General features: G+C 61.5%; 17 protein-coding genes. 3 read left to right on the top strand and 14 right to left on the bottom strand.

Annotated elements, in window-relative coordinates:
• Nucleotides 1-16 precede the first annotated feature (16 nt).
• From VFN25_RS11980 to VFN25_RS11965, 4 genes are read right to left on the bottom strand one after another with little or no spacing between them, the layout of a single operon-like run.
• Nucleotides 17-1,399 (bottom strand): sigma-54 dependent transcriptional regulator, encoded by a 1,383-nt coding sequence (locus VFN25_RS11980; protein ID WP_325142199.1) that lies wholly within the window; start codon nt 1,397-1,399, stop codon nt 17-19.
• Nucleotides 1,396-1,815: a type II toxin-antitoxin system VapC family toxin gene (locus VFN25_RS11975; RefSeq protein ID WP_325142197.1), complete on the bottom strand. Its 420-nt coding sequence runs from the start codon at nt 1,813-1,815 to the stop codon at nt 1,396-1,398. Before VFN25_RS11975 ends, VFN25_RS11980 begins: the two co-directional genes overlap by 4 nt.
• Entirely contained in the window at nt 1,812-2,060 is a 249-nt protein-coding gene (locus VFN25_RS11970; RefSeq protein ID WP_325142195.1) for a type II toxin-antitoxin system Phd/YefM family antitoxin, read from the bottom strand. Before VFN25_RS11970 ends, VFN25_RS11975 begins: the two co-directional genes overlap by 4 nt.
• A 36-nt stretch (nt 2,061-2,096) precedes the next feature.
• Nucleotides 2,097-2,768 carry an ABC transporter ATP-binding protein gene (locus VFN25_RS11965; RefSeq protein WP_325142194.1) on the bottom strand — a complete coding sequence of 224 codons (672 nt, stop codon included), beginning with the start codon at nt 2,766-2,768 and terminating at the stop codon, nt 2,097-2,099.
• 78 nt (nt 2,769-2,846) lie between these two features.
• Here VFN25_RS11965 and VFN25_RS11960 point away from each other — a divergent pair, with 78 nt between their 5' ends.
• Complete coding sequence (locus tag VFN25_RS11960; protein WP_325142191.1) at nt 2,847-3,101, top strand: AbrB/MazE/SpoVT family DNA-binding domain-containing protein; 255 nt, start codon at nt 2,847-2,849, stop codon at nt 3,099-3,101.
• Nucleotides 3,098-3,493: a PIN domain-containing protein gene (locus VFN25_RS11955; protein ID WP_325142189.1), complete on the top strand. Its 396-nt coding sequence runs from the start codon at nt 3,098-3,100 to the stop codon at nt 3,491-3,493. Before VFN25_RS11960 ends, VFN25_RS11955 begins: the two co-directional genes overlap by 4 nt.
• Before the next feature lie 220 nt (nt 3,494-3,713).
• Here the strand turns inward: VFN25_RS11955 and VFN25_RS11950 are convergent, their stop codons facing one another.
• From VFN25_RS11950 to VFN25_RS11905, 10 genes are all read right to left on the bottom strand, one after another.
• A complete protein-coding gene (locus VFN25_RS11950) occupies nt 3,714-6,152 on the bottom strand; it encodes an ABC transporter permease (RefSeq protein ID WP_325142186.1) in 2,439 nt (812 codons plus the stop codon).
• Nucleotides 6,153-6,163: 11 nt separating this feature from the next.
• On the bottom strand, nt 6,164-8,569 hold the full coding sequence (locus VFN25_RS11945) for an ABC transporter permease (protein ID WP_325142184.1): 2,406 nt from the start codon (nt 8,567-8,569) through the stop codon (nt 6,164-6,166).
• The gene (locus tag VFN25_RS11940) at nt 8,562-10,973 is read right to left on the bottom strand and encodes an ADOP family duplicated permease (protein ID WP_325142181.1); all 2,412 of its coding nucleotides are present in this window, start codon (nt 10,971-10,973) and stop codon (nt 8,562-8,564) included. Before VFN25_RS11940 ends, VFN25_RS11945 begins: the two co-directional genes overlap by 8 nt.
• An 81-nt stretch (nt 10,974-11,054) precedes the next feature.
• The gene (locus tag VFN25_RS11935; RefSeq protein ID WP_325142179.1) at nt 11,055-13,454 is read right to left on the bottom strand and encodes an ADOP family duplicated permease; all 2,400 of its coding nucleotides are present in this window, start codon (nt 13,452-13,454) and stop codon (nt 11,055-11,057) included.
• A gap of 45 nt (nt 13,455-13,499) precedes the next feature.
• Nucleotides 13,500-15,950 carry an ABC transporter permease gene (locus VFN25_RS11930; RefSeq protein ID WP_325142177.1) on the bottom strand — a complete coding sequence of 817 codons (2,451 nt, stop codon included), beginning with the start codon at nt 15,948-15,950 and terminating at the stop codon, nt 13,500-13,502.
• A gap of 32 nt (nt 15,951-15,982) precedes the next feature.
• Nucleotides 15,983-18,433: an ABC transporter permease gene (locus tag VFN25_RS11925; RefSeq protein WP_325142175.1), complete on the bottom strand. Its 2,451-nt coding sequence runs from the start codon at nt 18,431-18,433 to the stop codon at nt 15,983-15,985.
• Nucleotides 18,434-18,505: 72 nt separating this feature from the next.
• Nucleotides 18,506-20,914 carry an ABC transporter permease gene (locus VFN25_RS11920; RefSeq protein ID WP_325142174.1) on the bottom strand — a complete coding sequence of 803 codons (2,409 nt, stop codon included), beginning with the start codon at nt 20,912-20,914 and terminating at the stop codon, nt 18,506-18,508.
• Nucleotides 20,915-20,942: 28 nt separating this feature from the next.
• The gene (locus tag VFN25_RS11915; protein ID WP_325142172.1) at nt 20,943-21,695 is read right to left on the bottom strand and encodes an ABC transporter ATP-binding protein; all 753 of its coding nucleotides are present in this window, start codon (nt 21,693-21,695) and stop codon (nt 20,943-20,945) included.
• A 149-nt stretch (nt 21,696-21,844) separates the two neighbouring features.
• A complete protein-coding gene (locus VFN25_RS11910) occupies nt 21,845-23,122 on the bottom strand; it encodes an efflux RND transporter periplasmic adaptor subunit (protein ID WP_325142169.1) in 1,278 nt (425 codons plus the stop codon).
• Nucleotides 23,123-23,318: 196 nt separating this feature from the next.
• Entirely contained in the window at nt 23,319-23,549 is a 231-nt protein-coding gene (locus tag VFN25_RS11905; protein WP_325142167.1) for a hypothetical protein, read from the bottom strand.
• Here VFN25_RS11905 and VFN25_RS11900 point away from each other — a divergent pair.
• On the top strand, nt 23,548-23,745 hold a 198-nt coding region (locus VFN25_RS11900), incomplete at its 3' end, for a hypothetical protein (RefSeq protein ID WP_325142165.1). The genes VFN25_RS11905 and VFN25_RS11900 overlap by 2 nt on opposite strands.

Below are 23,745 nucleotides of genomic sequence, written 5' to 3'. Positions count from 1 at the left end.
TTGTTCACGGCGGCGTCTATTCAATGCCATATTTTTCCATGCGCCGATACAGGGCCGGCCGGCTCAAGCCCAGTATCGCCGCCGCACGCTGGATATTGCCGCCGGTTTTTTCCAGCGCCTGGCGCACGAGCTGCTTCTCGGATTCTTCGACCGTGACCTGACCATTGCCTGCCGGTGCAGCCATCGCCCCGACACCGACGGCGACCGAACCGGCATTCAGATTGAGCGCCGAGGCATCCAGCACATCGCTGGCTGCCATCAGCACGGCGCGCTCGATCGCATGTGAGAGCTCACGCACATTGCCCGGCCAGGCATAGGCGGACAAGGCGTTCATCGCCGATGAGGCGAAGCGCATGCCGTCGCGCTGATAGCGCTTGGCGAAGCGATCAAGGAATGAATTGGCGAGCAGGGGAATATCCTCGCCGCGCTCGCGCAGCGGTGGCAAGTGCAATTCAACCGTGTTCAAGCGGAACAGCAGATCCTTGCGGAACGCGCCGCTTGCGACTTCGGCGGAGAGGTCGGCATTGGTCGCCGATATCAGGCGCACATCCACTTTCAGCGTGCGCGAGGAACCCACCCGCTCGAGCTCACCATCCTCCAGAACGCGCAACAACTTCGGCTGCTGGGCGAGCGGGATATTGGCAATTTCATCAAGAAACAGGCTGCCACCATCGGCCAGCTCGAAACGACCGATGCGGTCGGACTTGGCATCCGTGAACGCGCCGCGCACATGGCCAAACATCTCGGCCTCGAACACGGTCTCCGGAATACCACCCATGTTGACCTTGACGAAGCTTTTCTCGTTGCGCCTGGAAGCATCATGCAGCAGGCGCGCGATGACGCCCTTGCCGGTGCCGTTCTCGCCGAGAATCAATACATTCGCATCCGAAGGCGCAACCCGCGCCAGCGTTTCCAGCAGACGCAGCATGGACGGTGATTCGGCAATGAAGCCTTCGGCGGCCGGACCCAGCAACAGCACATTTTCGGCCTGCAAGCGTTGGCCACGACGACGCGCGCGACCGAGAGCCCGCTGGTTGGCGAGTACGCTCATCAGGCGCTGGTTGTCCCACGGCTTCTCGACAAAATCACCGGCGCCACGGCGCATCGCCTCGACGGCAACATTGATCGTGCCCCAGGCCGTCATCACCGCGACTGGCAGTTCTTCATCAAGCGCCTTCAACTCGCCGAGCAGTTCGAGACCCTCGGCGCCCGAGGTCGTATCGCGCGTGTAGTTCAGATCGATCAAGGCCACGTCGAAATGCTGCTTGCGAGCGGCTTCTAGCGCCTCGGCCGGACCTTCGACCGCGGTGCACGTCCAGCCCTCGCTCTTGAGCAGCAGACGCAAGGCCTCGCGCACATCGCGCTGATCGTCGGCGATGAGGATATGGGGTTTGCTCATGTCCATGGATTGATGACCTCAATGTCGAAATCAGCGAAATCCCGGACGTTGCGAGTAACCAGGGCAAGTCCGTGGGCGATGGCTGTCGCCGCGATCAAGCTGTCGATCACGGGTTGTGGACGCCCCTGCTTCGAAAGCTTGCCGCAAACGCGGCCCCAGACCTTGCAGACTTCCAGATCCACATCGAGCAGTCGTCGGTCGAATCGCGGCATCAGCTCGTGATCAAGCCAGGTGCCGATCTTCGCCGCCTTCGGCGCACTATCGAGTCGCTCAAGTCCTTTGCGGATCTCGCCAATCGACAGAACGCTGATATAGGTTGCGTTCTCCGGCGTCGCGCCGAACCACTTGCGCAGGCCTGCATTCGGTCGCGGATAGGTTGGGTCGCTCAACGCGCAGGTATCGAGGAGAAAACTCACAGGCCAATATCCCGATCTTCGCTGTCGCGTGACCGTTCAATATTCAGCTCGACTCCGCGCAAGGGTGAATTGCGCAGGAATTCGAACAAGGATTCCTTGTTCGGAGTAAGTCGGCGAAGTTCCTCTATGGAAACCACGGCGACTTCTTCCTTGCCACGCACCGTAATGATCTGCGGGCCTTTGGTCTTGGCTGCCTTGACCACTTCGCTCAAGCGATTCTTCGCTTCCTGCAATTGCCAGTTCATTGCCTGCTCCTATCTAGCCAGTCTAGCTAGCTGATATCATACAGCCGCTTTCTCGATCCAGCCATCACGCAATCGAACGATGCGTTGCGCCTCGTTGGCATAGAGCTCGTTGTGGGTGACCTGGACGATGGTCATGCCTTCCTGGTGCAGCTCGGCAAGCAGATCCATGATGATGCGCGCCTGGCCGGAATGCAGCGCGCCGGTCGGCTCGTCGGCGAGCAGCACCTTCGGCCGCGTGATTACCGCCCTTGCGACCGCGACGAGTTGCTGCTGACCACCGGAAAGCTGGTTCGGATAGAGATCCTTCTTGCCGACGATCTGGAAGCGATCAAGCAGATCGGCGACCCGCGCGGCACGCTCCCTGGCCGGAACATCGCGGTACTGCAAGGGCAGATCAAGATTTTCGCAAACCTTCAGATCATCAATCAGATGGTAATGCTGAAAGATGAAGCCGATCTTCTCGCGCTGCAGAGCCTGGCGCTGCTTGGTGTTGAGCTTGTCAACAACGACGCCATCGAGTGAATACGAGCCCTGCCAGTCGTGATCCATCAGGCCAAGCACGTTCAGCAGCGAGCTCTTGCCGGCACCCGATGGCCCCATCACGCTGACAAATTCACCCTCGGCGATATCCAGATCGACGTTGCGCAACACCCAGCTGCGACCACCTTCGAGCGGATAGGACTTTTCGATTTTTTCTAGATGAATCATGGCTGTTCCAATGTTCGAGTGACTACCACAAGCTTGCGGGTATAGAATCCATGTATTACTTACTGACGAGTATTACCAATGCAAACATCCAACATGACAAGCAAGGGCCAGGTAACGATTCCGGCCGAATTGCGCCGCGATCTCGGCCTCAAGCCAGGCGACAAGGTTCGCTTCGTCAAACGCGGCTCGAAGATCTCGATCGAAGCCGTGGTCGAACCCCCAATCGATTCGGTTTTTGGTTTGCTCAAGGCACCACGCGGACGTGGCATTGCCGATGTGGATGCGGCGTTGGCCAAACTTGTTGATGACGGCACGAAGGTCAACAGCAAATGATCAACCTCGACACCAACGTACTGATCCGCCTGCTGGTTGACGATGACATGGCTCCGCAGCAAGTGATCGCCGCGCGCGCCCGTGTGCAATCGGAACCATCGGTTGGCATCGGCGCGAGCGTCTTCCTTGAAACCATGTGGGTGTTGGAGCGCAGTTACAAATACCCCCGATCCGCCATTTCTGAAGTCGCCTCGCAGCTTCTTGCACATGCAAAATATCAGATTGCGCAACGACAACTGTTGACCCGCGCGCTTGAAATTCATCGGGATTCGTCGATTGGATTCGGTGACGCGCTGGCACTCGCCCAAGCACTGGGCAGCGATGCGATCCTGGTCACCTTCGACCGCAAGCTTGCGCGCCTGGAGGGAGCTGAAGCCGTGTCGACCCGTTGAGTCGGCAATTCCGAAACTGCGCACCCCGCCAGGAAACCTTCCAACTTCACCAACCCAACCCATTCCCCGGCAGAAGGCCACGCTCTCTGTAGAAGCACCCTTCAGGGGCAATGCTTTCCGCTCCGGCTGCCGGAAAGCCTCGCGACCAATGGAAGCCCCTGTTTCGGGGCGCCTGAAGGCGCTCCTGCAAGATCTCAAGCTGGTGGAAGTGCAATCTGTTTTACTCACTACGCAACGCCACCATCGGATCAACACGCAAGGCGCGGCGGGCGGGAATCAGGGCGGCGAACAACAGGGCGATGGCGAGGGCGGCAATAACGAGGACGTAGACCAGCGGGTCGTTCGATGCGCCGGGCATGACGACCGCGCCGAGCAGGCGCGAGAAGGCGAAGGCCAGCGGGATGCCGATAAGCAAACCGACGATGACCTGACGCGCGCCACGCTTGAAGACCATGCCGAGTACGCCGCGCGTTCCGGCACCGAGGGCGCGGCGGACGCCGATCTCGCGGGTGCGTGCGTTGACGTCGAAGGCAAGCACCGCGTAGATGCCGGCGACGGCGAGGAGCAGCGCAAACACGGCGAATACACCGAACAGATTGGCCAGGATATTCGGGCCCCAGAGCATCTTGTCCTTCCACTGGTTCATGCCCTGCAGCCAATACACCGGAAGATTGGCATCGACTGCGCTGACCGCGTTGCGTATCGGCTCGCTCAATGCCGCGATATCACCATCCGCGCGCACGGCAAAACTGACGATGGTTGGTGGATTCTGGCTGATCGGACGAAACACGTTGCCATCACCACGATGGGCGGGAAGCGTTGCCGAGGTGATCAGGTAATCGGCCTGCAGGCTGTCGGCAACAATGCCGACGACTTCGAGCCACGGACTCAGCTCATCCTTGGGGTTGAGCTGCACGCGCTGACCGATGGCGTTGCCACCCGGCCAGACCTTGGCGGCGAAGCTGGCGCTGACCACGGCAACCAGTGGACTGTTCGCCGTATCACGCGCGTCGAAGCCGCGGCCTTCGCGCAGGGCGATCCCGAACACCTTGAAAAAATCATTGCTGACACTCGACGACCAGGCTTGCGGACGGCTGGCGTCGTCGGCGTAGTCATCGCCGGCCTTTGCATATTTCTGTCGCTCATAGCCCATCAGCGGCAAGGTGCTGGCAAACGCCACGTCGCTGACGCCGGGCAGTGCACGCAATCGCGGCGCAAGATTCTCGGTGAAGCGCAGGCGTGCGGCGGCATCGGGATAGTCATCGTCGAACATCGCGATGCGGCCGCTGAGGACCTGATCGGTGTTGATTCCGAGCGGCGCATCCTGCGCTTGCAAGGCACTGCGGATGGCGACCCCGGCGCAGACCAGAAGCACCACACTCAAGGCCACTTCGGCGGCGACCAGTGAGCGCCCGAGCTTGCTGCCATCACCGATGCTGCCGCCACTGCCCTGGCGCAAACCGGACTGCAGATCGACGCGTCCGGCACGCAAGGCCGGAACGAGACCGGCCAGCAGAGCGGCGGCGAGCGCGATGCCAGCACTGAAGAGCAGATCATGCCAATCGGTGCGGTAGTCGACCCAGTACGGCATGAAGCCATTGCCCGCGGTCATCGTCCGCGTCATCAACTGACCGGCCACTTCCGCACCGACATAGCCAAACAGGCCGGCCAGAACAGAAATGATCAGCGATTCAGAGAGTACCTGCATGACCAGACGACGCCGACTTGCACCGAGCGCTGCGCGCACCGAAAGCTCACGCGCCCGCGCCGAGAAACGCGCCATGACCAGGCTGGCCACGTTGGCGCAGGCAATCAAGAGCACCAACAGCACAGCGATGAACATGGTCTTGGTTGCACCGAGAATCTGTGGCTGGATGAACTCATCGGCGAACGGCTCGACCTTGGCCTGGTCGCCACGCAACGGCTGACCGCGTTCGGCGGCGAGCCCCTTCATCAAATTTGAAAAATCCGCTTGTGCCTGGGCGATCGAAATGCCGGGCAGCAAACGCCCGAATGCCAGCACCATGGCCTGGTTTTCGCGTTGTTCGGAACCACGGCTGCTCGACAAGGGCAGCCACACCGACTCGGCCATCGGAAAGGCAAAGTCGCGCGGCATGACGCCGACGATGCGAGTCAGCTTGCCATTGATGCGCACGCTGCGACCGATCACCGCCGGATCCGCGTTCATTTTCTGCTGCCACAACGCGAATCCGATCACCGCGACCGGCTCCGCGCCCATGATCTGATCGGCGGCATCAAGATCGCGACCGAGGATCGGCGCCACGCCAAGCGTCGACAAGGCATCGGCACTGACCCAGGCACCGGACAGGCGCTCGGCGGGTCCATCGATGCCACCGAGATTGGCCGTGCCGACCATGTACGCAGCCAGCGATTTCAGGGTCTTCTGGCGCTCGCGCAGATCCAGCCAGTCGCTTGACGGAAGGGCAAGATTGCGCGAAGTCGCACGACTGTCGGTGTACTCGAAATGCACGAGCTGATCCGGCTCCGGGAACGGTAGCGGCTTGAGCACAAAGGCATTGATGCTGCTGAACATGAAGATCGAAAGGCCGATGCCGGCACCGAGCATGAGCACGGAAACCGCCGTGAAGACAGGCGAGCGGAACAGCGAACGCAGGGCAAATCTGAAATCGGCAAGCATGTCGATAATCCTCATTCGTTGCGAAGCGCGGTCATCGGATCGACGCGCGCTGCGCGCCAGGCCGGAACCAGCGCAGAAAGTATCGCCGCCAGCGACATCGCGATCAGACCGGCGACTATCAATGTGGATTGCTGGACTTGCTCGATACCTGACCACTGCGCCTGCAGCAGGCGCATTGCCAACCCGGCGGCAATCAGGCCCAGCACGACGCCGGGTGCGCTGCCGCGCAAGCTGTCAGCAAGAATCGAAGCGGCGAGTTTGCGTGGCGCGGCGCCCATGGCCAGACGCAAGCCCAATTCGCCAACTCGCTGTTGCTGGCGCAGCGAGGCGACTGCGTAGACCCCAAGCATCGCCAGCAGCAGCGCAGCGATGGCAAAGCCGCCGACCGTGCGGGCGAAGAATTGCGCCGGTGCGAGTTGCGCGCCGAGATCGTCCGCCAGTGCGTATTGCCGCGTGATGGTCTGCTGAGTATCGATCGCGCCAAGGGCATCGGCCATCTGCAGGCCGATGCCGGCGACATCGCGATCACTGCGCACAAGGAAGGTCATCGCAACCGCCGGAGCCTGGGCGAACGGAACCAGCACTTCGGGTGCGGCCGGCAGGCGCAGGCCATCGTTGTGCACGTCATCGACAACACCGATCACGCGACAGGAAACCCATTGATCCCGCGCGAGCGGCAGTTCGATCTGCTGGCCGATCGCTGAGCCATCGCCGAAGATCCGCCTGGTCGCGGCGTGATTGATGATCGCGACCGACTCACTGCCCTCGCGATCGCTCGCCGCGAAATCGCGACCGGCGAGCAAGGGGATATCGAGCAGTTCGCGATAGCCCGGCGACACCCGTCGAAAGCCAACCTGCATCGGCTCGCTTTCGGCACGACCGGCGACGCGAAGATCGAGCCGGTTCGGGCCGATCACCGACAGTGGCGCGCTGCTGGTCAGGGCGACCTCGCGAACGCCGGGAATGGTCGCAAGCTGATCCTGCATCTGCTTGGCGAATCCGTTCCATTCAGCGCGCGGCGTGCTGCGAAACAGTTGCAAGGCATGCACGTGATCGGCGGAAAAACCGGGATTCACGCTCTGCAATTGCCAAAGCACGGCGCCAAAGCCGAGTGCGGCGACCAGACTCAAGGTCGACAAGGCCATTGCCCCGGCAGGCAACAAACGACGCTGGCGGCGCTGTCCGAGCAGATTGCGGCCACCACTGCGGATCGCCTCGTTGGCCTGCGCATTGACGCGCAAGCCGCCGCTGATGACGGCCACCAGCGGCATCGCCAATCCAAGCAACAGGGCGACGCCAACCATGCGCCAATCCATTGCGATGCCATCGACGCGCGGAATGCTGCCGCGGGCGAACTCACGCAACAAGCCGATACCGAACTGGGCAATGCCGATGCCGATCACCGAGGCAAATGCAGAGATGACCAGCAGCTCGGCGAGCAGGCCGCGCCAGACGCGCTGACGACTTGCGCCGATCGCCTGCATCACGGCCTGCTCATGGCGTCGCGCGGTCTGTCGGCCATCAATCAGAATCGCGACGTTCGCCGCAGCGATCAGCAGGATCAGCAGGGCGAGGGTCAGCGCGCCCCACAAGGCAACACGGATATCGCCAACCAGCAGATCGAGCACATATCGCGGTGCGAAGCGCCAGTCGGATTGGCTCAAGCCATGCGCGGCGCGGATCGATGCCGCCTGCGCATCGAGTGCCGCCTGCGCCTGCGCCGTCGAGACACCGGCGTGCATTCGACCAATCATGAGCAGATAGCGCTGATTGAGTTGGCGTGTCCCATCGACCGGGAAATCCCCCGCGCTGATCGGGCGCCAGATGCCGGTGTCGCCCGAGAACACCTCAATCGTCTTCGGCATGACCCCAACAACCTGCAGTGGCGCCATGCCCGCAATATGCAGATCTTGCCCAATCGCGTCGGCGCTGCCGGCAAACGTCCGCTGCCACTCGTCAAACGAGATCACCGCGACCGCGCGGTTTTCACGCACATCTTCGGCATTCAGCGTACGACCGAGCAAAGGCGGCATGCCGAGCACCGGGAAAAATTCGGCGCTGACTTTCTGCGCAGTGACATCACGCGGACGCTGGCCATCAACCTGCAGCGTATCGCTCCAGTAGGTGAAATAGGCCAGTGCATCGAAGCCTGGTGTCGAAGCGGCCAGTTGTTTCGCTTCGACCGCGGTGAGATTGGCCCGCTCGACATGTTGATTGGCACTGCTCGCGTTGAGCATGACGATGCGTTCACTGTGGGGAAACGGCAGGCCGCGCAACAACACGCCATTGACCGCACTGACCATCGCCACGCTGAGGCCGATACCAACCGCGAGCATGCCAATCGAGGCGGCCGCGAACCAGGGCGAGCGCATCAGGGCGCGCAAGGCAAAGCGGAAATCACCAAGCACGTTATTCATGGCGCAATGCCTCCATTGGGTCGACGCGCAGCGCACGTCGGGCCGGGACGACCACAGCAATCGTTGCCGCCGCCATCAGCACGACGATGGCTCCGACAATGGTCAAGGCATGAGAACTGCCGGGACTGTTCAGAACCGAAGTCAGCACGCGCGCAAGCGCCAGGCCACATCCCAGCCCGAGCGCCAGTCCGAGACCGACCTGCCAACCTGCGCGTGTCAGCACATCGCGCAGCACACTGGCCGGTGACGCACCGAGTGCGCGGCGTACGCCGATTTCGCGGGTGCGCTGGCCAACGTTGAAGGCGACGACGCCGTAGAGGCCTGCACCGGCCAAAGCCAGCGCCAGCACACCGAAGGCGGCGAAAATCTTTGCCAGCAAGCGGGTTGCGAAAGTTGCTTCGCGAATCGCATCGGCATAGCTGCGCACCCAGTACGCCGGGGTATCTGGCGCGACTTCGCGAAGGTCCTCGACCAGGCGTGGCGCGAATGCCGCAGGGTCACCTTTGACGTGAATGCCGAGGCTGACGAAGCGAGCCGGATTCTGGCGCAATGGCACCAGCAGGGTCGGCCGCAACCGGTTGTCCGGCTCGCCCATGCGCAACGCGGGAATCACACCGACGACAGTGACCAGAGCTGCGTCCTTGTCGCGTGGATCGAGGCGGAAGCGTCGACCGACCATATCCTCCTTGCCGCCGTGCAGATCGGCGAAGCGCTGGTCGACAACCGCTACCGCTGTCGCCGTGGCGCTATCGCGACTGTCAAAGAAGCGGCCGCCCTGCATCTGGATACTGAAAGCTGACAGAAACTGATCATCCACGGCCGCGTAGTTGACTCGTGGCAAGTCGCCATCGCCGGCTACGTCACCATCGGCCAGCACCTGGCGCTGATCGCCGCCGAGGCCGGGCAAGTTGGTTCCGGCGGTGACCCCGATTACCGCCGGATCGGCGCGCAGCCGATCCGTGATCGCCTCAAACTGACGTACCTGGTCGCCACCTTGTGGATAGGCATTTTCAAACAAGCCGACACGTGCGGTCAGGATGCCGTGCGGATCAATGCCGAGATCGGTGTTGTCGAGCGCACTGACGATGCCGGCGAGCACGCCGACCGAAATCAGCAAGGTCAACGACAGGGTAACTTCACCGATCATCAGCACCCGGCTGATGCGTGCAAAGCCAGCGCCGACGTTGCGCACTCCGTCACGCAAGTCACCGGCCATGGCGCTGCCGCCGGCGCGCAGCGCAGGCAGCAGGCCGGCGACCAGCGCGGTGACCAGGACCACGACAAAGGTCATCGCGATGATGCGCCCGTCGAGGGTGAAATGAATCCAGCGCGGCGGACCATCAAACGAGGCACGGAACGCGGCATCGGTCCAATTCGCGGCAAGACCTGCCAGCGAAACTGCAACGACTGCCGCAATCAGGCTGAGCAGAAGACTTTGTGCGAGCAGATGCAAAGTCAGGCGTGATCGGCTCGCCCCAAGAGCGACCCGGATCGCGAGCTCCTGACGACGTGCGAGGGTGCGCGTCAGCAGCAGGTTGGCCGCGTTCGCACAGGCGATCAGCAGCACCAGCAACGCCGCCACCAGCATGACCTTGAGCACGCTGCGCGTGGTTTCGTCGACGGTGAGCAGTCCAAGCGATTGCACGGTCGCACGCAAGCCAAGGAAATGTTCCGGTTCAGCGCGCGATGCATCATCAAACCAGCTGCCCACAGCGGTGCGAACGGCACTGTCGGTCACGCCCATATTGCGTCTCAGGACCAACGCAAACGAGAGATCCGGATTGGCCCCTGCGCTAAATGGTTTGGCCATCCAGATGACTTCACGACGCGGATAGGAAAAATACTCCGGCATCACGCCGACAATCGTCACCGGATGCGAATTGGCCCGGATCTGGCGGCCGATCACCGCCGGATCGGAACCGTAGCGGCTGGCCCACAAATCGTGTGAAAGCATGACCACCGACGGCGCACCATCGCGCTCGTCAGCCGCGTTGAAATCCCGCCCGAGTAGCGGCGCGACACCGAGCACGTGGAACAGATTGGAAGAGACGAAGGCACCATCGTAGCGCTCGGGGCGATCGAGATCGCTGAGGTTGATCGTCGCCGAAGTGAAGGCGGAGACTTCGGCAACCCCGGCCAGGTGGCGACGCAAGGCGATCACATCGTCGGTACGCACCGGATCGAGGTTGCCACCGCGATCACTGCCGTCATCGAGACCGACGCTGAGCAACTGTTCGGCAGCGGGAAATGGCAGCGGTCGCACAACCATGTGGTCAATCGCGATCAGTGCGTAGATGACCGCGGTCAGTCCTGCGGCGAGCACACCGACAACAAACATCGAGAACGCCGGCTGGCTGACGATGCTGCGCAGCGCTTGCTTGAACTCATGTCTGATCGCTTGCATGTCATGGTTTCCCTTTTGATTCGATGGCGCTTGATTGCGCGTCAGCGTGACGGCGCGGTGGCCGCAATGGAAAATGAGGTGTCATGCCAAAGCATCTCGTGGCGCCACGGCACTGGCCCGGTGTGCCGGCAGCAGGCAGGCAAGCAACAAGGTGGCAAGCAGCAGGACGCAGACGCCGATCAGTACTGGAATATCGATGGCCGGTACACCGTGCACGACATTGCCGGCCATGCGCGTCGCGGCGACGGCAGTAATCGCGCCGAGGACAACGCCGCTGACACCGATGCGCATGCCGCCTTCAAGCACGAGTCGGGCGATGCGTTCGCGGGTCGATCCCAATGCCTGACGCAGGGCGAACTCGTTCTGGCGCTGGCCAACGGCAAACGCCATCAGGCCGTACAAGCCGCTGACCGCGAGAGTGAAGGCGACGCAGGCAAACGTGCCGAGCAGCATCAGGCTGAAGCGGCGATCGGCCAGCGAACTGGCGCGCACTTCGGCGAGTGGACGCAGGCTGTACGGAATCCCCTTCGCGTTCCGTTCAAGCACACCGCGCAGCGACGGCATCACGCTGGCGATCGGCAGGCTGGTGCGCACGAGGATGTTGAAATCAGCGGCAACCAGCGGACGCTGGGCGAGGTCGACGTAGACGCTGCCGGCTGCTTCGCGATCAAGGCCATTCTGGCGCACATCGCCAACGACGCCGACGATCGTCAGCAGGCGCACATCGCCATCCATGTTGCCAAACTGGATCTGCTTGCCGATCGGATCCTGCTCGCCCCAAGTCGCCTTGGCGGCGCTGGCGCTGATCAGCGCAACCTGGGCACCATCGGCGCGATCAGAACTGGAGAAAGCGCGGCCGCTGAGTACGGGAATGCCGGCGGCGTCGAAGTAGCCGGGGCTGGCGACACGAAACTCGGCATCGCCGATCGGCGTGGGCGGTGGCTGATCAAAATTGGTCACCGAGCCATCCCAGAAACCGCCGTTGGCCCCCTCCCCGGTCAGCGGCAGGCTGCTCACACCGCCGACCACACTGACTCCGGGGATCGCGGCAAAATCCTGCATCAGTTGATCGTATTTGCGCGCCGTTGCCGCGGCGGCCCCGGCATCCTGGGTCCACGGCTGGGATACCTGGACGGTGACTGCACCATCGGTGTTGAATCCCGGATCGACATTGAGCAGATCGAGAAAGCTGCGCCCGAGCAAGGCCGCGCCAATCAGCAACACCGTGGTCAATGCGGTTTGTGCGACAAGCAGGACACTGCGCGTGCGCAACTGCCGCCGTCCGGGCGACTGGCCACGGCCACTTTCACGCAAGGTGGCGACCGTGCTTGTACGCCGTGAACTCCAGAGCACCGCTGCGGTTGCAATCACCGCGATGCAAAGGGTCGCAACGAAGCTCATCAGAATGGTCGGGCCATCGAGATAGATGTTCTGCGCGTGCGGCAAGCTTTCTCCGGCCGCGCGTACGAGCACCCGCAACGCCGCTGCGGCCAGAGCTAGCGCCGCGAGTGTCGCCATCAGCACGATCAGGAAGCCTTCGAGAAATACCTGGAAGGCCAGGCGCAAGTCGCTGGCGCCGAGCGCGGCGCGTACAGCGAATTCGCGACTGCGTGAACCATTCAGGGCGAGCAGCAGATGGGTCGTGTTGGTGATCGCGATCAGCAACAGAAACGCCGTGCCGGCGGCAAGCAGGAGCAGGCCACTGCGTACCGGCGCGGCAATCGCCTGAGCCAGCGGCACCAGCTCGAAATTGACCGCATCGATCTGACTGCCATGAGCAGCCTTGAGACGCGTCGCCAGCGCGCTGGCTTCAAGCCGGGCGCGACCGAGATCATCGGCATTGCCGAGCCGTCCGAGTACGCGCCAGTTGTGCGCACTGCGCGAGCTGCCGATGTCGTCACGATACGGAACCCAGGCCCTGACTCCTTCCGGGAAAGCAAACGCATCCGCGATCACGCCCGCCACCGCATAGCCCTTGCCATCAATGACCACGCGCTGGCCGAGCACATCCGCCCTGCCCTGGAACAGCGATTGCCAGAGTGCGTTGCTGATCACGGCAACGTCATCGTGCTCGTCGGGCGTGAACGTGCGTCCAAGCATCGGCGTCGCACCGAGTACCTTGAAGAATCCATCCGAGGTGGAAGCGATGACACTACGCATCGCCGTGTCTCCCGATTCGACGATCCTCGAATAGCTGCTGAAGATCGCCATCGAATCGAACTCGCCGACACCCGCAGCCAGATCCGTGTAGTTCGGCCCGGCCACGTTCATCGCATGACCATCCTCGGCCAGTTCGCGAATCTGCACGAGCCGGTCGGCGTGCGGATACGGCAAGGCACGCAGCATCACCGCATCGATCACGCAGTAGATCGCGATCGCCGCGGCCATGCCGACAGCCAGAGATCCGGCGGCGAACAAGGTCAGGCCCAAACGCGAGCGCAGGCTGCGCAGGGCAAATTTCAGATCGGCGGCGATGTTCATTGAGGGCTCCTGCAAGAGAGTGGAGTGGAGATTTCCGGGCGCGAATCATTCATCACGCAGCGCCTCCATGGGCGTGGTGCGCGCGGCGCGGCGCGCCGGCAGCCAGCAAGCGACGAAACCGGTTGCCGCCAGCAAGGCGAGCACCAGCAACAGGCTCGGAGGATCGATACTGCCGACGCCGAACAACTGGCTGCGAATCAGGAAGCCGAGCAGGATCGCTCCGACCGACCCGGCGGCCAGACCGAATGCGATCAGTCGCGCGCCATCCTTCAACACCAGTTGACCAATGTGCAGCGCGGTTGCGCCGATGGCCATTCGCACACCGAGTTCACTGGTGCGCTGGGCGACGCCGAAGGCGAGCACGCCGTAGACGCCAATGCCGGCCAGCAAAAGCGCAATCGAAGCAAACCCGATCAGCAACTGCATCGGCACGCGGCGACCGGTCATCGACAGATTGATGCGCTGATCCATGGTCTTGATATCGAACGCGACCAAATCAGGATCGACCGATCGGATACTTGAGCGCAGCGGCTCGATCAGCGCTTGTGGTGCCGTCGACGTACGCAAAGTCAGCAAGATCGTGTTGCTGGGTCGGCGCGCGAAGTTGCGATAGAAGGTTTCCTCGCCGGAGTTTCGGGCCATGTCCTGGGTGCGGACATTGGCGACAACGCCGACGATGTCGTAAAGCACCGGCTCGGTTGGCGAGCCCATGTTGAGTTGATGATTCAGCGCATCTCCGTCGGGAAAGTTCTTCTTCTCGAATGCCTGATCGATGATCGCGACCTGTGCGGTGGCATCCCAATCAGCGCGGGTGAACGTGCGACCGCGTAACACCGGGATTTCCATGGTCTTGAAGTAGTCGGCATCGACATTCAACGTATGCCCATGCAACGAGGCTCCATTGTCGGGGCGTCCGGCAATACGATAACTCGCACCCTGCTCCCTCGAACTGAAAGGGTTCTCATCAGAGATGGTTGCGGATTCGACACCGGGTAGATTTCTGACGTCCTGCAGAATCTGCGCAACCGCGCGCACCTGAGCCGGGCCATCCGCAAACTTCGAACTCGGCAGTGCAACCGCGGCGGTCAGCAGATTCTTGCTGTCAAAGCCGGGGTCTTCATTGAGGACATTTGAAAAACTGCGCAACAGCAACGCGGAACCGGCGAGCAAGGTGACTGCGAGCGCGAGCTGGACAACCGCCAGCACGGCACGCGCGCGATTGGATTTCCGCCCGCCACTGCCGAGCCGACCAGCATCGCTCATGACCTGGCGTGCCTTCATTCCCATTACCGAAAGAATTGGAATCATGCCGAAAATCAGGCTGGCCAGCAGCGAAAACAGCAGGCAGATTCCGACCAGCCGCAGATTCGGCGTGACCATCACCCAATCCGGCAACAAGCCACTTGCGTCAACCAGTCGACCACCGGCCAGGGCAATGGCCAAACCCGCCGCGCCGCCGATCAGGGCGAGAATCATCGCTTCAAGTATCAGTTGTCGGGCGATGCGCATACGCCCCGCACCGAGCGCAACGCGCACGGAGAATTCCTTTTGCCGACTACTGAAGCGGGTCATCAGCAAGTTGGCGATATTGGCACAAGCAATCAGCAGTACGAGTAGCACCGCTCCCTGCAGCAGCAACAGCACATCGAAACTTCCACCCGCGAGCAACTCACGCAAGGGTTGAGCCGTGACGGTGAAACCCGACGCGGCGATGAAATCACGGAAGCCCGCGCCTTCGGCACCGAGCGCGCCGATTCGCTCCGCATTGCGCTGGATGATCGCATCGCTCTGCAGTTTGACCTGGGCGATGCTGGCTCCGGGGGCGAGCCGCGCAACGACATTGGAATATTCATGGCCGCGCTCGCGATCGTCTTTCTGTTCTTCCGAAAATGCGAACGGCAGATAGATCTGGGTTTCCCGATTCGGGAACATGAAGGCTTCGGGCATCACGCCGACGACACGGTAGCTCTGTCCATCGAGTCGGATATCGCGACCGACAATGCCTGGGTCGCTGTTGAAGCGATTGCGCCAGAGTGCATTGGCGATAACCACCACCTTGTCGCGATTCGGCAGCGCCTCGTCATCGCCAAACGTGCGCCCGAGCTGCGGCGCCACGCCAAGCGTCGAGAACAAGGAAGGCGTGGCCATCAGTCCGCGCAGTCGTTCCGGTGCTCCTCCTGAGGAAAGGCCAGGATTGGTGCCGGTGTAGAGAGCGCTGTCGGCCAGCGCGGTGACGCCCGCACGTCGGTCAAGGTAATCCGGAATCGAAACGCCGGCGTTGGCCGGGCCGGATTTCGCATAACTGTTGTTGAGCTCGATCAACGCCGACGCATTCGGATACGGCAAGGCTTTCAGATAGATCGAATCGATCAGGCTGAAAACCAGTGTATTCGCCCCGATGGCAATTGCCAGCGTCAGCGCAACCGCCGCAACAAATCCCGGCCGCCGATACAGCGTGCGCAAGGCATGGCGAAAATCGTTGAACAGGATGTCCATCGGTTTACTTTTCGTCCTCTGCTGGAAGCACGTTATTCATCACGCAGCGCCTCCATGGGCGCGATACCGCTGGCGCGCAGACTCGGGATCGCACAGGCGACAACCGCAACAGCGGCCAGCACCAATACGACGCCGAACAGCAGCAGCGGGTTTATCGCACCCATGCCATACAACTGGGCCGAAATCAGGCGACCGAGGGCGAGTGCACCGAGAGTGCCGACGAGAATGCCCGGCACGACCATGCGCAAGCCGAGGCCGAACATGAGCCGATGGATGGCCAGACGGCTGGCACCGAGGGCCTGACGCAAGCCGATTTCGCGCCGGCGCTGAGCGACCGAGAAAGCAATCACGCCGTACAGGCCGATCGCCGCCAGCAGCATCGCGACCGCGGCAAACACGCTCATCAGGGTCATGTTGAAGCGACGCAGTCCCAGGGTTGAGCCGATCACCGAATCCATGCTGCGCACTTCGTAGACCGGCGCATCCGGCGCGACTTCGCGCATGGCCTTGCGCAACACTTCGGCGTAGGCCAACGTATCGCCACGCACCTTGAGGCCGATGCTCATGTCGCCCTTGATCGCCTTGCTGACCGGGAAATACAGCTCCGGATTGACGTCGCGATCGAGGCCGGCCTGATGTACGTTGCCGACCACGCCGATGATGCGGATCGGATCGTCGCCGAAAGTGATGATTTCGCGACTGAGCGGATCGGCACCGGCCAGATAGCGGTCGGCGAAAGCCTGGTTGACGAGCAACTCGGTCGGCAACAAGGCGCGCGTGCCATCCAGCGCATTGAACGGCCGACCGGCCTCGACCGGAATGCCGTAAGTCTTGAAGTAATCCTGACTGACGAAGCGCATCTGCACTTCGCTCTTCGCCTTCGGTTCACCAACGATCTGGAAGCTGCTGGTCCAGTTGGCATTGCCCGAGGCCGGCAAGCCGAAACTCAAGGCGACTGATTCAACACCCGGCAGCGCGGCGAGCCGCTTCTCGATGCTATCGAGGCGCGGATTCAGCGCCTTCATGGCATTGCCGGCCCAGGCATTGAGATCGTCACCGGGCTTCAGGGTCAATGTGGAAATTGAAAATTGAGCGGTCAACACATGATCGGTCTTGACCCCGGAATCAACCTCGGCGAGTTTTTGCAGGCTGCCGATAAGCAGGCCGGCACCGGCCAGCAAGGTCATGGCGAGGGCAATTTCGGCGGACACCAGCAACGAACGCGCGCGCATCTGGCGGACGCTGCCGGTCTGGCTGCGCGACGCACCCTGCAAGGCCTTGACCGGATCAGCCGCCGCCGCACGCCAGGCCGGATACAGCGCGAACACGAGCACGGTGCCAAGCGCAATCGCGCTGGTTGCCGCGATCACGCGCAAGTTGATTGTTGGCAGGTTGTAGGCCGGCAGCAGATCCGGTGCCAGCGCCATCAGTCCGGCGATCGCAGGCTTGGCAACGAGCAGGCCGGCCAGCGTGCCGGCCAGGGCAATCAACACGGATTCGGCCAGCACATGCCGCATCAGGCGCCCTTTTTGTGCGCCCAGTGCGCAGCGCAGGGACAACTCCTGCTCTCGTGCTTGACCGCGAGCAAGCATCAGTCCGGCCAGATTGGCGCAGGCAATCAGCAGAACCAGCGCCGAGGCGGCCAGCAACATGCCAAGTGCCCTGCTTACCGGCGCACCAATCTGCTCACTGAGCGGCGTGATCATGGCCTGCATCGCGGACTCATCGGCGGGAAATGTCTGCACTTGCCAATCGATGACGCTTTGCACGGATGCGGCCGCTTGCGCCGCGCTGACCGTCGCCGAGCGGCGGCCGAGCACGCTGAGGAAGTTCATCGTGCGCCGACTTTGCGCATTGCCGGGGGTAAACGTCGGCACCCAGACCTGGACATCATCGGGAAAGCTGAATTGCGCGGAAGCCACGCCGACAATGCGATAGACATCGTCGTTCAGACGAACATCACGACCGATCACATCCTTGCTGGCCGCAAAACGACTGCGCCAGAGTCGATCACTGAGCACGACCACGCGGACATTGTGGTTTTCTTCTTCTTCGCCCCAGCTGTGCCCGAGCGCGATCGGCTGACTGAAGACATCCCAGAAACCTGGCGTCACCTTGTACACACTGAGACGTTGCGCGTCATCGTTGCCAGCCAGATTCATTGTCTCCGGCACGTAGGCGCCAATCGCGTCGAACGCCGAATGGGTCTTGTCACGCCACTCATCGAAGACCGGTACCGACGTGGTGACCTGCACCGACGGACCCTTCTCGCGCTTGATGCGCACGATGCGCTCGGCATCCTGGAATGGCAGCGGCTTGAGCAGCACCGCGTCGTAGACGGTAAAAATCGCAGTGACCGCGCCGATGCCGAGGGTCATGGTCAACACCGCAGTGAAGAAGAATCCGCGCTGGCCGAGCAGGCCGCGCGCGGCGATGCGCAGATCATCAAACCATCCGCTCGCTTGTTTTCCCGGGTTACTCATCACGCAATGCCTCCATGGGAGCGATGCGCCTCCCTTCTGATTGAATGTTGCAAGCTCGTCTTGCTCATATGCTCAGCGCAACATCGAGGCTGGGTCAGTTCGAGCAGCACGAAATGCCGGAGCCAGCGAGGCGAGCATGGCCACCGCAAGCACAATCGCCGCATTGATGGCGAAGACCGCCGGATTGATCGCGTTGATACCGAATAGCAGGCTTCGCATCAGGTGCACGCCGGCAAACGAGATTGACAGTCCCAGCACAAGTCCAAAAATTGCGATCCGGAAGCCTTCGCCGACGATCAGGCGGAACAGGTCGCCACTCTTTCCGCCAACGGCAACACGGATGGCCATCTCGTGGCTGCGCTGACCTACCGAGTAGGCAATTACGCCGTAAACTCCGAGAGCAGCGAGAAGCAGCGCCAAAGCGGAAAAAGCACCCAGGATCGATGTCGTCAGCCGCCGCGGCGCTATTGCGCGATCAACAACATCATTGAGTGTTGTAAATTCGCCGGTCGCCAGGGTCGGATCGAAGTCTCCGAGCGCCGCGCGGATATCGGGCACAAGCGATTCGAGCGGGCGCTTGCTGCGCACAACCATTTCCAGCGACCCCCAGCCGTCTTCCTGGCGAAGATCAAGGTACATCTCTGAACTGGGCTCCACCTCGAGACCGCGGGGCACATCGGCAACGACACCGATAACGAATCCCCGCTCATCGTGACCACGCGAACCGGGAACCACGATCTTTCCGATCGGATCCTGATTCGGCCACAAGGTGCGAGCCATGGTTTCATTGACAATCACGGCACCTGGCGCGTCGCGCGTATCGCGATTGTCGAACAAGCGACCCTTGAGGAGGCGCATGTGCATGGCCTCGAGATAGCCCTTGTCTACAATTCGCGGCGATGCCGCCGGAAATTGCCCGGACCCGTATTCGACCCCTTTGGCCGCCGCGCCCCAGGTGCGATTGCGACCCAGCGGCAAGGTGTCGCTGAGACCAACCGAGTCCAGACCCGGCACTTCCGACACACGCGCGAGCAGACGCTCATAGTGCCCGATGCGCTGCTCGGCCGACTCGAATGCCTGCGACGAGTCGATGCGCCAGGCAGCAACATGATCGGGTTTGAATCCCAGATCGATATCGAGTACTTCGATGAAGCTGCGAATCAGCAAGCCGGCGCCAATCAGCAGTACGCAGGCAAGTGCGATCTGGGTGACGACCAGGGATTTGCGCAACCTGACCGCTGCACGGCCGGCGCTGCCGCGTGTCCCGGTTTCGCCAAGCGCGTGGTTGACATCGCCACGCCAGAGGCTCCAGGCGGGTAGGACACCGCAGAGCAAAGCTGACACGCCCGCGATTGCGACCGTGAACAGCAATGCACGGGAATCGACCGAAGTCGCATTCAACAACGGAATATTGAACGCATCGAAGCGATCCAGAGATCCAATCAAGATTCTGGCCAGGCCAAGTCCGAGCAGGGCGCCGGTCACACCAAGCAGGGTGCTTTCTGAAAGTGTCTGACGAATCAGGCGCCAGATGCTTGCGCCGAGCGCGACGCGCACGGCAAATTCCTTGCGACGCGACTGTGCACGGGCGAGCAGCAAGTTGGACAAATTCAGGCAGACGATCAGGAGCACGCAGAGCACGGCAGCAAACAGAATTGAAAACGCCGTCCTGAAGGATCCGCGCACGTGGTCATCGAGCAACGATGTGCTTGCACCAAAGCCGCCCGGATCTGACTCGGAAAGACGCGTACTGAGGTTTTTCAGATCAGCACCCGCCTGGGCTATGCCAACGCCGGGCTTTAGGCGAGCGATTGCAAACAGGGTGTTGCCATAATTGTTGGTTTGATCAACCAGCGGATAGGGAGTCAGCATTTGCACGCTGGACTCCGGTGTGAATATGGAATCGAAATCGAAATCGGCCGGCAGCACGCCATTGATCCGCACCGGGCCATTGTCAATCGTGATCGTCGTTCCTATCACCGATTTGTCAGCGGAAAACTGTTTCTTCCAGAACTGGTAGCTCAGAATCACCGATGTGATCCGGCCATCATTCCAGTCAAGATCCTCTGCCGAGAAGTTGTGCCCGAGCATGGGCTGCACGCCAAGCACGTCAAGGAAGTTTCCGGTCACCGGAACGCCGCGCAAACGCTGCGGTTCGCCCTGCCCGGTCAAGGTGGCCTGGTTGTAGTCGAAAAAAGCGAAGTAGCCGGCAATATCCTCAAACGTTGAATTGCCTTCGCGCCAGCCGAGCAGTGTATTGACGCGCGACGTGCGGGCCGACATGCCGCCGCCATTGCCATCATTTTCAATCCACGCCAGCCGATCGGGCTGATTGAATGGCAAAGGTTTGAGGACGACACTATTGACGATGCTGAACATCGCCGTGCAGGCGCCAATGCCCAACGCAAGCGTCATCACCGCGATCAACGAGAATACCGGCGTTTTCAGCAGTTGTCGAAAGGCTAGCCTGAAATCATTCATGCGTATCGCATCCTCGGGATTGTCGCGATCAAACTGATCGCGCCGGTCGAATCAGGCGCTGGTCTTCCTCGTGGCGCAGGCGGTGCATGGTTTCCTCGTCGACCACACGACCATCGAACATGAAGATCTTGCGGTCGGCGAAATCGGCGTAGCGCGGATCATGGGTGACCATGCAGATGGTCGAGCCAGCCTTGTGCAGCTCATCAAGCAAGGCCATCACGGCTTCGCCATTCTTTGAATCGAGGTTGCCGGTCGGCTCGTCGGCGAGCAGGATCGAGGGTGCGCCGACGAGGGCGCGGGCGACCGCGACACGCTGTTGCTGACCGCCGGAGAGTTGTGCCGGATAGTGCTTGACCCGATGCGCCATGCCGACGCGCTCGAGTGCGGAAACCGCGCGATCGCGGCGCTCGGCCTTGGATACGCCATCACGGTAGGTCAGCGGCAACTCGACGTTCTCGAACACGCTGAGATCGCCGATCAGGTTGAAGGCCTGGAAGACAAAGCCGATTTCCTGGTTGCGGATCGCCGCACGTTCGCTGGCGCCGATGTCGGCGACTTCGCGGTTGTTCAAGGTGTAGCGACCTTCCGTCGGCGTATCGAGCAAGCCGAGGATGGCGAGCAGAGTCGATTTGCCGCAACCGGACGGCCCGGTGATCGACACGTACTCGCCCTTGGCGATAACGATATGCACGCCCGCCAGCGCATGCGTTTCGACCTCGTCGGTCAGAAAGACTTTCTGGATGTTGTCGAGATGGATCAGCGGAGCATTGGTTGTGGTCATGGTCGTTGGCCCTTCGATTCGAATAGCGGATGGCGTCTTGCTTCGTGTAGGAAGCGGCTTCAGCCGCGATGCTGTTCTCAGCGGTTACACAAAAGCATCGTGGCTGAAGCCGCTTCCTACATTAGATATGGATTGATGCGTTTCTTGGCTTAATTCAAACGTATCCTGTCGCTCTGATCCCAGGCGCTGGTATCAGAAAGAATCACCCGGTCGCCAACCTTGAGACCCTTGCGGATTTCGATCAGGTTGACCGAGCTGCGGCCGAGCTGCACCGGCACGCGTGCGGCCACGCCATCTGCATCAACCTTGAACAGACGCACTTCCGAATCCGGTTGGCCGAAGGCCGGGCGACCGACATAGAGGACATCCTTGAGGCGCTCGATCTCGATCGTGCCGTCGACCGACAAATCGGGACGCGCACCGGCCGGCAGCTTGCCTTCCAGCTCGACGTCGACCTGCACCGTGCCGTTCTGCACCGCCGGATCGACGCGCAGTACCTTGCCGTCGACGACGCCGTTGCGCGTATCGATGCGTGCCGATTGTCCGATGACGATGTCCTTGGCCTGGGTCTCGGCAATGCGCAGCTCAGCCATGAGGTCGCCAGGACGGGCGACGCGAGCCAGATTGCTGCCGGCGTCGACCTGCTGGCCTTCTTCGACCGGCACGCGCTGCAACACACCCGCGATGCCTGCCCGGACCTTGAGGCCGTCAGATTGGCGTTGGCGCAAATCAAGCGTATTTGCCAGCTGATCAAGACGCGCCTTCTCGGCGGCCAGTTGCGCGCTGATGTTGCGGCGGAATTCGGCAACGCGTTGTTGCTCGATATCGACGCGATACTTGAGCTGCTCGAGCACGACCAGACTCTTCTTGTATTGCACGGCCGGAATGATGCCTTTTTCGGCAACCGTCTTTTCCGACTCGGCCTGCATGCGCGCGGTCTCGTAGTCGGTTTTCGCCTGTGCCTGCGCAGCCTGCTGATCGAGCAGCCGCGATTGAAGTTCGGTGCGTTTTGCGGCGAGATCTGATTGCGCAGCGGTCAGGGCGGTTTTGGCGGCGAGCAACTGATCTTCAACGACGGGGCTGCTCAGCTCCATGATCACGGTATCGGCTTCGACGGCGGCACCGGGTTTGACCAGGATGCGTTCGACCCGCGCCGAGGTCTCCGCGGCGATCCAGCGGATCTCCTTCGGCACCAGGGTGCCAGGGCCGCGCACTTCGCGCAGCAATTCGCCGCGTTTCACTGTGTCGACGAGCACGCTGCTGCGATCAACTGAAGGCATGGCTGGCCCGAGGGCCATAATGCCTGCGCCAGCGGCGATGACCAGAATTCCGACGGCCGCTCCGATCAGGAGCTGGCGACGGCGTTTGCGTTGCTTGAGTTCAGGGCGTGCGATATCCATACCCTGATAGAGCACGAGCCATGCCAAGCCAGAGCCCAGGACTTAACTATCTGTTTATATTGACTTTATTCGATCTGATCCGCGAAAAAGTCGATACGAATCGTCCGTTTCCGAACACTCTTTATTCAACACCGTTCACTGTCCGCCAGTCCGGTCGGTTTGCTGCCCCGGTGACGAGCAGTCGTCAATCAACGGGTCTGTGAGGCGTCGAAGTGATCGCCATTCAGAAATCTGCCAATTCGTGACAGAAAGCTACATTGCATACCCGCACGACCTCGAATTCCCACTTGCGGCGACGCGAGAGCGCTTGTTTCAGTTGCCACGCTTGCTGCGGCAATTGTTGAGAGACATGGCTTTCGTAGCCTTTTCTTCGTGTCTCGTTCGCGCGCAAGCGAATTGGCACGACGATTGCTGAGCATAGAGTGGTCAACAAGCCACGATAGAGGAGCAGCATGGGAATCATGTTCAAATTTGGTCTGAGCAAAAAGAAGGAGTCTGTCTCAAGCGTGGTTTGGGAGTCTCGCTATGAGGGCTCACTTTCCGTGGCCATTGTCGACAAGGTTCCGGTTGCCGGAATCTCCGGTCCATGGCCAGATGGAAATTATGCCTTGACCTGGTGGTCCAGCCACGACCAGCACGTTGCCCCCAGC

Origin of the sequence: Dokdonella sp., assembly GCF_035703485.1 — a bacterium.
Lineage (GTDB): Bacteria > Pseudomonadota > Gammaproteobacteria > Xanthomonadales > Rhodanobacteraceae > Dokdonella.
Note: the sequence above shows the minus strand (reverse complement) of the source record. Positions and strands in the feature narration are given on the sequence as shown.